Source organism: Rahnella sp. CJA17(1/100), assembly GCF_963881615.1.
In the GTDB taxonomy this organism is placed as follows: Bacteria; Pseudomonadota; Gammaproteobacteria; order Enterobacterales; family Enterobacteriaceae; genus Rahnella; species Rahnella aceris.
On sequence record NZ_CAWOJA010000083.1, the window covers coordinates 26,139 to 39,334 of the forward strand.

The 13,196-nt window shown below is 47.4% G+C and carries 16 protein-coding genes; 15 read left to right on the forward strand and 1 reads right to left on the reverse strand.

Annotated elements, in window-relative coordinates; all coding sequences use genetic code 11:
- The first annotated feature begins 157 nt into the window (after window positions 1–157).
- The 9 genes from exuR to AACU55_RS23565 all read left to right on the forward strand — a co-directional run bounded on the left by exuR (window position 158) and on the right by AACU55_RS23565 (window position 5,823).
- Window positions 158–934 carry a transcriptional regulator ExuR gene (gene exuR / locus AACU55_RS23525; RefSeq protein ID WP_013577204.1) on the forward strand — a complete coding sequence of 259 codons (777 nt, stop codon included), beginning with the start codon at window positions 158–160 and terminating at the stop codon, window positions 932–934.
- Between the two features lie 383 nt (window positions 935–1,317).
- Window positions 1,318–1,998 (forward strand): DedA family protein, encoded by a 681-nt coding sequence (locus AACU55_RS23530; RefSeq protein WP_013577205.1) that lies wholly within the window; start codon window positions 1,318–1,320, stop codon window positions 1,996–1,998.
- Window positions 1,998–2,381, forward strand: a complete 384-nt coding sequence (gene mzrA / locus AACU55_RS23535) for an EnvZ/OmpR regulon moderator MzrA (protein WP_015690506.1) — start codon at window positions 1,998–2,000, stop codon at window positions 2,379–2,381. Before AACU55_RS23530 ends, mzrA begins: the two co-directional genes overlap by 1 nt.
- A 132-nt stretch (window positions 2,382–2,513) precedes the next feature.
- Window positions 2,514–2,891 (forward strand): DUF1090 domain-containing protein, encoded by a 378-nt coding sequence (locus tag AACU55_RS23540; RefSeq protein WP_015690507.1) that lies wholly within the window; start codon window positions 2,514–2,516, stop codon window positions 2,889–2,891.
- Between the two features lie 147 nt (window positions 2,892–3,038).
- Window positions 3,039–3,341 carry a DUF883 family protein gene (locus AACU55_RS23545; RefSeq protein WP_013577208.1) on the forward strand — a complete coding sequence of 101 codons (303 nt, stop codon included), beginning with the start codon at window positions 3,039–3,041 and terminating at the stop codon, window positions 3,339–3,341.
- A gap of 2 nt (window positions 3,342–3,343) precedes the next feature.
- A complete protein-coding gene (locus AACU55_RS23550) occupies window positions 3,344–3,751 on the forward strand; it encodes a phage holin family protein (protein ID WP_013577209.1) in 408 nt (135 codons plus the stop codon).
- Window positions 3,748–4,032, forward strand: coding sequence for a YqjK-like family protein (locus AACU55_RS23555; protein WP_037035072.1), 285 nt, complete (start codon window positions 3,748–3,750; stop codon window positions 4,030–4,032). The genes AACU55_RS23550 and AACU55_RS23555 overlap by 4 nt, the downstream gene beginning before the upstream one ends.
- A 240-nt stretch (window positions 4,033–4,272) precedes the next feature.
- On the forward strand, window positions 4,273–4,665 hold the full coding sequence (locus AACU55_RS23560; RefSeq protein ID WP_134706234.1) for a DoxX family protein: 393 nt from the start codon (window positions 4,273–4,275) through the stop codon (window positions 4,663–4,665).
- Window positions 4,666–4,839: 174 nt separating this feature from the next.
- Window positions 4,840–5,823: a glutathione S-transferase family protein gene (locus AACU55_RS23565; RefSeq protein ID WP_134706235.1), complete on the forward strand. Its 984-nt coding sequence runs from the start codon at window positions 4,840–4,842 to the stop codon at window positions 5,821–5,823.
- Between the two features lie 41 nt (window positions 5,824–5,864).
- On the opposite strand, the gene AACU55_RS23570 is transcribed toward AACU55_RS23565, so the two are convergent.
- Window positions 5,865–6,770, reverse strand: coding sequence for a LysR family transcriptional regulator (locus tag AACU55_RS23570; protein ID WP_013577213.1), 906 nt, complete (start codon window positions 6,768–6,770; stop codon window positions 5,865–5,867).
- Between the two features lie 110 nt (window positions 6,771–6,880).
- Here AACU55_RS23570 and AACU55_RS23575 point away from each other — a divergent pair, with 110 nt between their 5' ends.
- The 6 genes from AACU55_RS23575 to AACU55_RS23600 all read left to right on the forward strand — a co-directional run bounded on the left by AACU55_RS23575 (window position 6,881) and on the right by AACU55_RS23600 (window position 13,192).
- Window positions 6,881–7,585, forward strand: a complete 705-nt coding sequence (locus tag AACU55_RS23575) for a pirin family protein (RefSeq protein WP_134706236.1) — start codon at window positions 6,881–6,883, stop codon at window positions 7,583–7,585.
- Between the two features lie 598 nt (window positions 7,586–8,183).
- Window positions 8,184–8,882 (forward strand): prepilin-type N-terminal cleavage/methylation domain-containing protein, encoded by a 699-nt coding sequence (locus AACU55_RS23580; protein ID WP_013577215.1) that lies wholly within the window; start codon window positions 8,184–8,186, stop codon window positions 8,880–8,882.
- Between the two features lie 95 nt (window positions 8,883–8,977).
- Window positions 8,978–10,645: a pilus assembly FimT family protein gene (locus AACU55_RS23585; protein WP_134706237.1), complete on the forward strand. Its 1,668-nt coding sequence runs from the start codon at window positions 8,978–8,980 to the stop codon at window positions 10,643–10,645.
- Between the two features lie 58 nt (window positions 10,646–10,703).
- On the forward strand, window positions 10,704–11,144 hold the full coding sequence (locus AACU55_RS23590) for a TcpQ domain-containing protein (RefSeq protein WP_234300301.1): 441 nt from the start codon (window positions 10,704–10,706) through the stop codon (window positions 11,142–11,144).
- Between the two features lie 23 nt (window positions 11,145–11,167).
- Window positions 11,168–12,616 (forward strand): type II and III secretion system protein, encoded by a 1,449-nt coding sequence (locus tag AACU55_RS23595; protein ID WP_013577218.1) that lies wholly within the window; start codon window positions 11,168–11,170, stop codon window positions 12,614–12,616.
- A 165-nt stretch (window positions 12,617–12,781) separates the two neighbouring features.
- Window positions 12,782–13,192 carry a pilus assembly protein gene (locus AACU55_RS23600; protein WP_231576054.1) on the forward strand — a complete coding sequence of 137 codons (411 nt, stop codon included), beginning with the start codon at window positions 12,782–12,784 and terminating at the stop codon, window positions 13,190–13,192.
- The last annotated feature ends 4 nt before the right edge of the window (window positions 13,193–13,196 follow it).

Sequence of the window (13,196 nt, forward strand, 5' to 3'; positions counted from 1 at the left end):
CGGGCTTTGCATTTTTCTGACATTTCTCCCATGCCTTTCTGTCCGATGCACGGTGCATCAAACTTTCGTAAAACGTATACTGGCACTTGTATAATAAGTTCACAGGTCTGTCCGACACTCACTTCTTACAGGTTTCACTACTTTAAAGAGCACTCATATGGAATCCACAGACACCAGACGCCTATATCAACAACTGGCTGCCACGCTCAAGGAACGCATCGAAACAGGCTTGTATCCGGTTGGCGAAAAGCTGCCCGCTGAACGTCTGATTTCAGATGAAATGGATGTCAGTCGCACGGTCGTGCGTGAAGCGATTATCATGCTGGAAGTTGAAGGCTATGTGGAAGTCCGTAAAGGGTCGGGAATTCATGTGATGTCAAATCAGCAGCGCCACCTTGTTGTGCCCGATTGTGGCAGCGAGTTTGGCACTGCCGGTCCGTTTGAGCTGTTACAGGCACGTCAGCTGATTGAAAGTAACATCGCTGAATTCGCCGCCACACAGGTCACCAAGCAGGACATCATGCGTCTGATGGAAATTCAGGAGCATGCCCGCCAGGAAGACCGCTTCCGCGATTCAGAATGGGATTTAAAATTCCATGTGCAGGTCGCACAGGCCACGCAAAACAGTGCGCTGGCGACCATCGTTGAGAAGATGTGGAGCCAGCGTTTGCATAACCCTTACTGGCGCAAACTGCATGAGCACATTGATGAGAAGTCCATTGAGAGCTGGTGCGAAGAACACGATCTGATTTTAAAAGCGCTGATCCGCCGTGATCCCCACGCCGCCAAACTGGCAATGTGGCAGCATCTGGAAAACACCAAACAAATGCTTTTCCGCGCGACCAGCGATGATTTCGAGTTTAACGTAGACCGTTATCTTTATTCAGAAAACCCGGTAGTTCATCTCGACCCGCCGGTACTCAATTCTAAATAAATTCCCCTTAAGGCAGGTTTATTCCCCCAACCTGCCTTTTTCCTGCCTCTGCTTTGCCCCCGCCAATCCTGTCAGGCACTGTCGAGTAGTGTCAGCCAATGTAAAACCCTTTTCCATAACGTGCTTCAGACTTAAATGATCAGTCTCAACGCGCTATATTTACCTGTCTGAGTTATTGTTATTTTGTTACAGTTAGACCACTTTTTTTACCCGTCCATGCCGAGTGAAACAGGCCCGGAGACGCGTAAATCCCCGAAAAACTCATGACCAGAAAGCCCGCCAGGGAAGAGGCGACCTTATCAGCAAAACAGGCAGCGTCGAGACAAATTCTCCGCTGATGTCTTTCGCTGACCCACTGAAAATGATGGAGTTTTACAACACCGATGGAAATTATCAGTTCGCTTATCGATGCCCTCTGGCAACAAGATTATAAAACCCTGGCTAATCCCCAATTAGTCTGGGCGTTGTATCTGATTTTATTCATGATTATTTTTCTGGAAAACGGTTTGTTGCCTGCGGCTTTTTTGCCGGGCGACAGCCTGCTGATCCTTGTTGGCGTTTTGATCGCCAAAGATGCCATGAATTTCCCTTTAACCATTTTCCTGCTGACCACCGCAGCCAGCCTCGGTTGCTGGCTGAGTTATGCCCAGGGAAAATGGCTGGGCAACACCCGGATAGTACAAAGCTGGCTGGCGCATTTACCCGTGCATTATCATGAACGTGCACACGCGCTTTTCCATAAGCACGGTCTTTCCGCCTTGTTAGTCGGTCGTTTTCTGGCCTTTGTCCGCACCCTGCTGCCAACAATTGCCGGACTTTCGGGCCTGAACAATAGCCGTTTCCAGTTTTTCAACTGGGTGAGCGGATTGTTGTGGATCCTGATCCTGACCTCGCTGGGGTATTTTCTCGGTAAAACCCCGCTGTTCCTGAAATATGAAGATCAGGTGATGAACTGCCTGATGCTGCTCCCTGTTTTGCTGCTGGTCGGCGGCCTGATCGGTTCGATTGTCGTGCTGTGGCGCAAAAAACACGCTGACCGTCAAAATAAAGGCAAGAATGCATAATGAACCGAAGATTACTCAAACGTTCATTTATCTGGCCTCTGCTGCTCATGCTGCTGGCGGCGGCGACTATGATCGGGCTGGCGGTATCCCGTCTTCCGGCACCGACCAGTGCGCTGCAAATCCGTCCTGCCAGAGCGGGCGTCGCGTTACCCGATGGTTTTTATGTCTATCAGGGGCTGAGCCAGCGCGGTATTCACATCAAAAGCATTACGCCGCTCAATGATGCTTTGGTGGTACAACTCGACACCGCCTCACAACGCAAACTGGCGGAGACCGTATTGCAGGACATTTTGCCTGCCGGATTCGTTATCCAGTACTACGAACCTCAACATGCCACGACCTGGGGGTCGAAACTGGATCGTGAGCGTCTTAAGTTCGGATAAGACCATGCGCAGGATTTGTCTCATATCACCACATATTCAGCGGTAATATAATTTAGACGCTAGCATTCATAAAACTCATCAACAAATGGAATTAAGTGCACATTCGCTTAAACGTCAAAAGGAAAACCGATGATGAAAATCACTTTATCTGCCCTCACTCTTGTTCCTGCATTGCTGTTTACCACTGCCGCTTTTGCCGCACCTCAGCCGGAAAGTTGCGTGACTAAGCAACAGGAAATCCAGAAACAAATCGACGAAGCGCGGGCGCATAAAAACCAGAACCGCGTTGACGGTCTGGAGAAAGCGTTACGTGAAAATAAAGCGCACTGTACCGATGCAGGTCTGAAAGCAGAAAATCAGAAACGTGTTGAAGAGAAACGTGAAAAAGTTGCCGAACGTGAGCAAGAGTTGAAAGAGGTTCAGGCTAAAGGCGACCACGAAAAAATCATCAAGAAACAGCAAAAACTGGAAGAAGCGAAGTCTGAACTGAAAGAGGCTGAAGGCCATTAATGGCTTTTCAGACTGACAGATTTTGCCTCACGCCATAGCGGGTTTACAACGATCTTGCCTTTTGAAACAGACAATTCGCATTTGCGATAACCCGAATATCCGCTATGTTAAAAGTTCGAATCAGTTAACGTATGGAGTGACTTACACATGGCTAGTAATACATCAGAACAACTGCGCGCTGAACTCAAGTCATTGGCAGATACACTGGAAGAAGTTCTCCAGACCTCTACCGATAAGCCGAAAGCTGAACTCGATAAACTGCGTGGTAAAGCAGAATCCCTGCTCAAAGATACCCGCGAGCGTCTGAGTGATACAGGTGACAAGATTGCCTATCAGACCAAAGAAATCGCCGGTAAAGCTGACGATTACGTGCATGAAAAACCCTGGACGGGCGTCGGTATTGGTGCCGCGGTCGGTGTTGTGATTGGCGTTCTGTTAGCCCGCCGCTGATTATGGCTGAATCGATCAAACCTTCGCCACAAGGGCCGGGTAAGGGCCTGTTTGACATCGTTTCCCGCATTGCCACCGTGGTGGTGAGCATTGTGGAAACGCGTGTCCGGCTGGCTGTGGTTGAGCTGGAAGAGGAAAAGGCCAATATTTTCCAATTACTGCTTATGGCCGGTATTACCCTGATCTTTACTGCCTTTGGTCTTATGAGTTTGCTGGTTGTTTTATTCTGGGCCATTGACCCGGCCTATCGTCTTACGGCGATAGCAACGACGACCGGCGTGTTGCTGCTTCTGGCAGTGATCCTTGGCGCGATGACACTGGCGAAAGCCAAACGATCAACACTGCTTAGCCTCACCCGTAAGCAACTGGACGTCGATCGCGCTCTGCTGGAAAAGGATGACGAGCTATGAGCATTCCGAACCGTGCTATCGAAAAAGTCAGGTTGCTGCGCAAAATTGAGCGTCAGCGCGGCGAGCTTTCTCAGGCCGGTTCTGACTGGCTGGATGCCACCGCGAAAGTGGATCATTACTGGGTAAAACTGGTGGATATGCGTAAATATCTGGTCGTAGGCTCAAGCCTGCTGGCTGTTTACGGTATCCGTCATCCCAGTGCAGTGGTTCGCTGGTCCCGGCGCGCTTTCGGTATCTGGGGAACGGTACGTCTGTTTCGCAAGACCATCGGCAACAAATAGCGTGATACCCATCCTGCAAAAAGGGCTGATTGAAAAACAATCAGCCCTTTTCTTTTTGAATAACAATACGGTGGCTGTTCAATTTATTTGAACCATTCAGACAGATTTACTTGCTAACATAACTTATTCATCCGACTTATTATCTCGTCATCAACTGATGCGGTAACGGCAGGAAATATTTTCCGACCGGACCGGTAACACTTTTAGCTCAATTTGGGCGCACCACTTTCGGAGTCGAAGATGAACAAGTTACAAGACACAGCTTTACTGGTTGCACGTATTCTGATGCCTATTCTGTTTATTGTTGCAGGTTGGGGCAAAATTAACGGTTACACCGCGACTGCGGGTTACATGGCTTCCATGGGCGTGCCAAGCTTCTTCCTGCCACTGACTATCTTGTTAGAGTTTGGCGGCGGTCTGGCAATCTTGTTCGGCTTCTTTACCCGTACCACCGCGCTGATCACAGCCATCTTCACTATCCTGACGGCGCTGATCTTCCACACTGATTTTGCACAGGGCGTGAACCAGATGATGTTCATGAAAAACCTGTCTATCGCGGGTGGGTTCTTCGTCCTGTTTGCTTCCGGCCCTGGCGCATTCAGCATCGACCGCCTGATCAAGAAAAACTGGTAATTGCCCCGGCACCAGGGAGCAGCAACCACGCTATAATTAAATAAGACAATAAGTCAGACCTGCAGGGCGATGTGATTTATCACCTCGCCCTTTTTTATTACTTATCTGTAAATCTCCCCTAAATCATTCGGGTTGCATCAAGGCGGCTCGGAGGATGAGGGGGAAGGAGGAAAAATGGGACAACTAGTGAATGGCGTTTGGCAGGACACCTGGTACGACACCAAGTCGACCGGCGGTCATTTCAAACGTTCAGCAGCGCAGTTTCGTAACTGGATAACGCCGGATGGGACGCCGGGCGAACACGGCGTTGGCGGCTTTACCGCAGAACGCGACCGTTATCATCTGTATGTTTCGCTGGCCTGCCCGTGGGCGCACCGCACCTTACTGATGCGTACGCTGAAAGGGCTGGAAGACATTATCCCGGTGTCTGTCGTGCACCCGCTGATGCTGGAACACGGCTGGACGTTCGGCACCGATTTCCCGGCTGCGACGGGCGACGATTTGTATCATCTGAATTACGCCTATGAAATCTATCTGCGGGCGCAGAACGATTACACCGGCCGCGTCACCGTGCCAATCCTGTGGGATAAAAAGCAGCAGACCATCGTCAGCAATGAATCCGCCGATATCATCCGCATGTTCAACAGCGCGTTTGATGCCGTGGGTGCCAAAGCCGGGGATTATTATCCCGAGGCGTTGCGCTCAGAGATTGATGAGATTAATGAGTGGGTGTATCCGCAAATCAATAATGGGGTGTATAAGGCGGGTTTTGCGACATCTCAGGAAGCCTACGATGAAGCGGTTGACGGTGTTTTTGCGGCACTGGAACGTGCCGAGGAATTACTGGGCAAACATCGCTATCTGACCGGCAATCAGCTGACCGAGGCGGATCTGCGTTTGTGGACCACGCTGGTGCGTTTTGATCCCGTCTACGTCACACACTTTAAATGCGATCGCTACCGCATCAGCGACTACCCGAATCTGTACGGTTTCCTGCGCGATATCTACCAGATGCCGGGGATCCGCAACACGGTGAATTTCGCGCACATCCGTAATCACTATTTCCGCAGCCACGCGACCATCAATCCTTACGGGATTATTTCCACCGGACCGGCGCAGGATTTAGACTCTGAGCACGGCCGCGACACCCGTTTTTGATTTCGTTCGGCTCCTTCCCCTTTCACAAGGGGAAGGACACATTACTTCACGTCCCGCGTAGCCAGCAGCTTAGGGATTTCACGCAGGAACCAGGCTTTTGCCTCGCCCATGCTGTCGCGGCGCCACGCCATAATGATGTCGATTTCACGGTTATATTCTGCGCTCACCACCCGCAATCGCCCTTCCTCGATATCTTTCTCGACCATCGGATAAGGCATCGTCGCCACGCCCAATCCCGCCAGCAAGGCTTTACGCTTCTCTTCGATGGTACTGACCGTCAGACGCTGCTGTTTATCCAGCAACTGAACGGTTAATACCGGACGCTCACGGGCGGTATCCGCCACGGCAATCCCGCGGTATTTAACCCGGCTAACGTCAGACAGCGGCTCCGCTTCAAGATGGATCGGGTGATCCGGCGCGGCCACGTATATGCTGGCCAGCTTATACAGCTTGCGGCTGTTAATTTCGGTGGAAGAGCGGAAATGCATATCCGGCGCGATCACAATATCCGCCCGGCCTTGCTCGAGACGTTCCCACGCACCGGCCAGCACTTCGGTTAACAGAGACACCTGCGTATTGGCTTTCAGCGCCAGCTTTTCAATCAGCGGGAACAACTGCGCAGCGGGCGATAAGGCTTCACAAACGATGGTGATGTGCGTTTCCCAACCGCGGGCCAGTGCTTCGGCATCCACTGTCAGTTTATCTGCGGCTTCCAGCAATACTCGTCCACGTTCGAGCAACATCCGGCCAACATTGGTGAATTTTGTCCGATGACCTGAACGGTCAAATAACACCACATCCAGCTCTTCTTCCAGTTTCTGCATGGTGTAGCTCAATGCCGACGGGACGCGGCCCAGCTCATCGGCGGCAGCGGCGAAACTCCCCCTGCGGTCAATCGCATCCATGACCCGTAATGCTTCCAGTGTGAGTGCGCGATCCTTAGCCATTCTCTTCTCTTTCAGGAAATTTGAATATAGCGACCAGATTAACTGGCTAACAATCACACGTCCAGACGCTTACCATTTATACATCGAAATTTTTAAGAGAGGCGACCGCCATGATTACCAGCAGAACGGCAAAAGAGTGCGGTACCGCTGACTTTGGCTGGCTCCAGGCACGGTATACATTTTCCTTCGGTCATTACTTTGATCCCAAGCTGATGGGCTACGCTTCCCTGCGCGTCCTGAATCAGGAAGTGCTGTCACCCGGCGCCAGTTTCCAGCCGCGCACGTATCCGCGCGTGGATGTGCTGAATCTGGTGTTGCAGGGTTCGGCGGAATACCGCGACAGCGAAGGCAACAGCATGCAGGTCAGCGCCGGTGAAGCAGCGTTGCTGTCGACGCAGGCGAATGTCAGTTACAGCGAACTGAACACCAGCACCACTCAGCCCCTGACGCGAATGCAACTGTGGCTGGATGCCTGTCCTGAACACGAGAATCCGTTAACGCAGAAAATGGTACTGCCGGAGGCGACGCATTTCCTGCTGGCCTCACCAGACGGGGAAAAGGGCAGCCTGCAACTGCGGCAAAATGTGTGGATCCATCAACTGACACTGGCGGCGGGTGAAGCAATAACATTGCCGGTTCGCGGACCACGCGCCTATTTGCAGTCCATCCACGGGCAGATTAATGCACAGGGCGCGGTCACCCACGAATCACAAAAACTGGCCTGCGGTGACGGTGCATTTATCCATCAGGAAAACAGCCTGACCGTTTCTGCCATTACACCGTTACGCGCACTATTAATTGATATGCCGGTATGAATTTTGAGGAATACGAAGAAAATAAAACGCCGCGCAGGGCAACCTGTACGGCATTTTTTAAATGCTCAAATGACATTATTCCATAAAAAGAGTTACGGGAATACGTAATAAATGAGCCATCTGACAGCAGCCATTACCCGACAGACTCACTCGAAAAAATGGATAGAGAAAAGGAATAAAAAACCTTCTATCCAATTGATAAAACTGTACAAAAAACACCTTTTCCTCATGTGAAAGCCAACCCGGAATGATCACTAAAATTTATATTTAGAAGTCAGGCAATGACTATATATATAATATTCATCAAAATGATCTTATTATTAATACCTCCTAATAGTTCATATGAATAACATTTAATTCGTTTGATCCGATTTATTATCTATACGCATTCTTTTTTTTGCTCTATGATTTCCAGTGCTGGTTAATGGGATTGATTTTTTATAAAGGGAATGGCCATGAACTACTGCCTTTAAAACGTTAGTAATAACATTAAGACGTTAGTCTATATATTTCTTATTTATAAGAATCTTGCTCTATTCCAGCGGGATCGTATTACTACGTGATTTATAAAATTTATTTCAAGCCTAAGGATTAAGGTATGAAAAATGCAATTACTGCATTAAAGCGTAAAGCAAATCAGTATCAGGAACTTAAAAAACAGCGTGGTGTTACCTTACTGGAAATCATCATCGTTCTGGGCATTATCGGTATTATTGCCGCCGGTGTAGTTGTGTTGGCAAACCGTGCCTTCACAGCACAGGACATCAGTGAATTAGCCGATAATACTAACTCAGTCCGCGTGGGGACAACAGAAGCTTATAAAGACAGCGCTGAATATCCGGCTACTGCGTCTGCAGCGTCACTGACTAAATCGGATATCGGTAGTGCAACCGATACAACAGGCTCAATCATTTCGACTCTGGTTAAAATGGGTAAAATTTCCGTTGGAGAAGCTTTCAATGGTATATCAAACGACCCGTTCGAATTGGGTGGCGTTAAGTACGCGACTGCTGATACGAAGATGAAAGGTTTCTACCTTGTCATTAATGGCCTTGATACAGAAGATTGCCGTAATATTGCCTCTCAGATTGGCGGACAATGGGATTATGTTGCTTCCGCGCAAGTTGCTGCAGGTGGAGATTTAGCATCGGCGCCAACGTCATTATCAGGCACAGCTACAGCGCCGATTCTTAAGACACTGACTGAAGACAAATTAACACCAGAAACCATTGTTGGCACTGGTTTTTGTGATAGCTCCGTCGGTTCAGACAACGCGCTGGTGTTAGGCAGTAAATAAGTAAAGCGTTAAAACTATCCTTTATTAAAACAGGAGCCTGCCGCGATTATTGTTGCAGGCTCATTTTCGATGACGTTGAAATGATGAGAATGTGTATGCCAGGGGTAAGAAACAGTAAAGGGTTTACCTTATTGGAAATGATTATCGTCATGGGCATTATGGGTGTCGTATTCACCTCATTCTCCCTGTATAAGAAAAAACAAATCGAATCAGTTGCAAGGGAAAATCTGACCAATATACTTGCAGGTGAAATTCATGGCTTTTTACAGTTTGTAAATAAAGATAACATTCAAATAACCACCGATGTCGATGCGGATGGTGAATTAGATTTTATCGTTAACCCTCTCTATAACCCTGACATTTTAACTTCCGATGAAAAAGGAAAAGCTTACGCCACGCGTTTTAATAATAAGCCAAATGAAGAACCGGGTGATAAGAATGATTACATTAAATGGGACAATACTCAGGCACGAGGTTATTTCACCAGTCACCGCTGCTACAGCTCAACTAATCAGAAAGTTGCAGATGACGAATTCAATACGGAGGACTTACCCTGTAAGCAACCTCCGGACAGTCAGGATAAATATCTGGTGCTCGAACGTGTCGATCTGATCGGCCCGGATAACTCGCGGGCGATTGATCAGGTCGATTTTTTCATCAGTTTTCATCCAGGACGTAATGGAAAAAGTGATGTTGATAAATTTTCCATCGAAAATTATGCCACCGCCTTTAGCAAGGCATTTTCCCATTACGATCTGACGTTCATTCAGGCCGACTATCTCTATCGTAACGATGAAAAAAATACACAAGCCACAAACTTTGGTACCGGCTGGAAGTTGTTAAAAACAAATAATGCCAAGGCCACGGATAGTGCTATTCCATTTGGAAGCATGGCTTCGTATCTGGACGATATGAATCAAAATATCGCGCAGTTGGGTGTCCGTTTCAGTTTCAAGGCGGGCGTGGGGAAAAACGTCAAGCCGGACGGCTCAGTCGGTGTAAATAAACTGTGCTGGAATTATAAAGAAAATATGATGACTCACTGTCTTGAAGTTGAAAACGGCTCAGGACGCAATCAGGATGAGGGTGTGATGCATCTGACGGCTAAAAATGCGAATAATCAGATTGTCACAGGTACATTGATGGCCAATGTCATTTTCGAAGGTGAGGCATTTGACCCGGAAAAAGGGAATGTCGTCGCATTAATGACCAGTCCAGTGGTTTCCTACCAATCCTTTGGCAATAAAAAGGACACCGGTACCAATGATGTCATTGTTAATGACCCGGAGAATTACAATAAAAAAGTCACTGATGAACCAGGCCACATCAAGCTTCCCGTACAAACTTGCCCTCTGGCTCCGCCCGATCCCGCTGACCCGCAGAAAGTGCCGCGACAGCTTTACCCAAGAATGGCTGCCGCCATTTCTTCTATAGCGGCTGATGTGGGTAAGCTGGAAACATCAGAAGGCGAAGATGAAGACGGTGGAGACTTCACCGACTTTTCCAATAGTGAAAATAACCGGAGAACCACTACAGGTGTATTAGATCATTTAAGTGGCGTCGCCGTGCAAGTGAATCTTATTAAAGATGATGCCAACGGCGATTACTGGGTGATCAGTGCAACCAGCGGTGTTTTTGACAATGTGACGGGGCAAGGTGTTAGCGTTATTAATCCGAGTTCACTTTCCGTTGTACTGACCTCATGGTGTAGTTCAATAAAGCAACCTGAACTGGATGCTCATGTACCCATGCCACCGGATTAATTCAACATTGATATATGATTTAAAAATAGGTTTTTAACAATTTTCAGGATGAAGGAAAATGAAATTTAAAATAGCGGGATGCATAACGATTTTATTCATAGCCCTTGGACAATGTGCGTACGCGACAGTGAATGCAGATGGCAGTTTATCACATTCATCTTCGGTTCCCCCTGTAAGTAAACCGGCTGACGCACCGCGAAATCCTTTCTCTGGTGGGGATAGTATCTCTGTTCTGACTCCGGCAACGGTGAGTGTCACGCTGACACTGAACAGTGGTGAACTATTAAGTCAGGGAATTAAAACATGGGCAGAACAGGCGGGTTATAAACTGCTCTGGCAAAGCAAAAATGATTACTTAATTTATAGTCATATTGCCCTCGTGGGAAAAAATGACGATGAAGTTCTGGCAGAGTTAGGAAAGCTATTTTCTTCTGAAAACTACGGGTTGATTATTAAAAATTATCAGAAGAATCACGTATTACTTATTGATGATATGTAACGGAATTATTTCGGGATAGGGATATGAAAACCAAAATTGGATTAATGATAGCGTTTCTTCTCTTGCAAGGTTGCGCAGAAAGTTTCAACAAACAATTTTCACGTAGCAATGTGAAAGACGCTATACCTGGCGCGACGTCTGCGGATGAAATGAAGGTTAAGCCCTATGTGAAATATGACACGGCTTATTTAGGCACGAAAGTAGACTACAGTTCTACTCGTCAGATTTTACTGGCTAAAAAAGTCACCATAAATTCTTATGAACCTACAGACCTGAATACCGTTCTGGATGTATTGCTGGCGCAAACCGGGGTTAGCCACAGAATGAATTTGGCTATTCCTGGCCAGAAAGGAACTGATGCCGGCAAAGTCAGCATCGAGCCGCACAGCATCAATTTCACCGGAACCTTTGAAGAGTTCATGCGTTACATTTCCGCGCTGTACGATGTAAAAGCCAATCTGGATGAGAATAATATTCTTAAAATCGATGCTTATAGTGTCTATGCTATTAAGCTTGATTTTTATGGTGAGAACAATAAGTTCGAGGCCAGTCTGGACTTATCTAATGATGCAGTCAGTAACGGCGGACTGGAAGGAAAGTCTGAAACCAAATTCGAATCATCATTCTGGGATGATGTCGAAGACATGGCAGAGAAGTATGTTTCAAGCGGCATGTACAGTATTTTTAAAGATGCCTCCATTGTTACGCTTACCGGGCGTCCGTCAGAATATAAAGTCCTGAGCGACGTCTTAAAAAAATATCAGGACGATAATAACCGGCAATTTGTCGTCACATATAAAATTTTCACTCTTAATAAAGAAAAATTGGAAGAGTACGGTGCTGGCCTGAATATGTCTTACATAGATGGGGGCAGCAGCGTCGTCATTGATACGTCAATGATGGATATGTTAGGGGGCGGTATGACTGTCGCTGGCGGCGCTGATCGTGCACTGAGTATCGATGCGAAGCTAAATGCCCTGTATTCACTTACCGGGAGTAAGGTGCTGCAAAGTGGTTCGTTTGTGACACGCAATAACACCCCCATTCCTCTCAACATGACCAATTCTCAGCACTACGTCTCAGGCCGTACCCGCACGGTGAATAAAGACAGCGGAGACGAGGATGTCGAGATCGAAACCGCTGAAATCATTACCGGCACCAGCTTTATTATTACTCCGCGTGTCATGACCGATGGTCGTGTCGAAGTCACCAGTGGATTTACCAAGAGCCAGTTAAACTCTATAGATGTGTTTGATACGGTTCAGTTACCCAATGTCACGACAACTGAAATGTTTAATTCAACAGCAGTGAACCCTGGTAGTTTACTGATGGTTGCAAAATATGAACTAAATGAATTAAGCAAAGACAAGGAATACCAGATGTTAGGTTATGGTCAAAGTACTGCTGACAATGAAAATACTGTCGTCATGGTGGTGGGTATTGACTATTACCGGGCACCTTTGAACCGTTAACGATTGGAGACGGACATCATGTTAAATACGTTGTCGCGTAACAATATATTGACGGGGTTAATTTGGGACTCCTCAAACCATGAAAATATGGACGCCGGATATATGCGATGGATGGTAAATATACGTCGGAGTCATCGTATGTATGTTTACCGTGTTCAGGATGACATGACGACAAACGAGCTCGTTGGCTATTCCATAAAGACAGCGCCGGGTTGTGAATCTTTTGCTGTTCATCTCCGAAAACTTTACGGAGATGGCCTTTATCACTTTATGGCGGGCGACGAACAAGTTTATTTGTTGATCATTATGGACGGCATCATCATTAGTGGAAGTGACTGCGTTATCACTGAGACATTTTTTGGAGAAATATTGTCGTCTTTACCTGAATCAAAATATTCACGTTTGCGCGTCTCGGAAATAACGCCTGCACAGTTAGACTGTATCGCTGAGTCATGCAAAGAAAATCAACTCATTTATAAAAAAAAGCAGCGAATATTCTGGACAGGTGTGGCCGGTGGTGTAGCCCTTCTTGTTATTTGTTCTTCAATATTTCTGTATAGCATAATTTCCGGGTAACAAT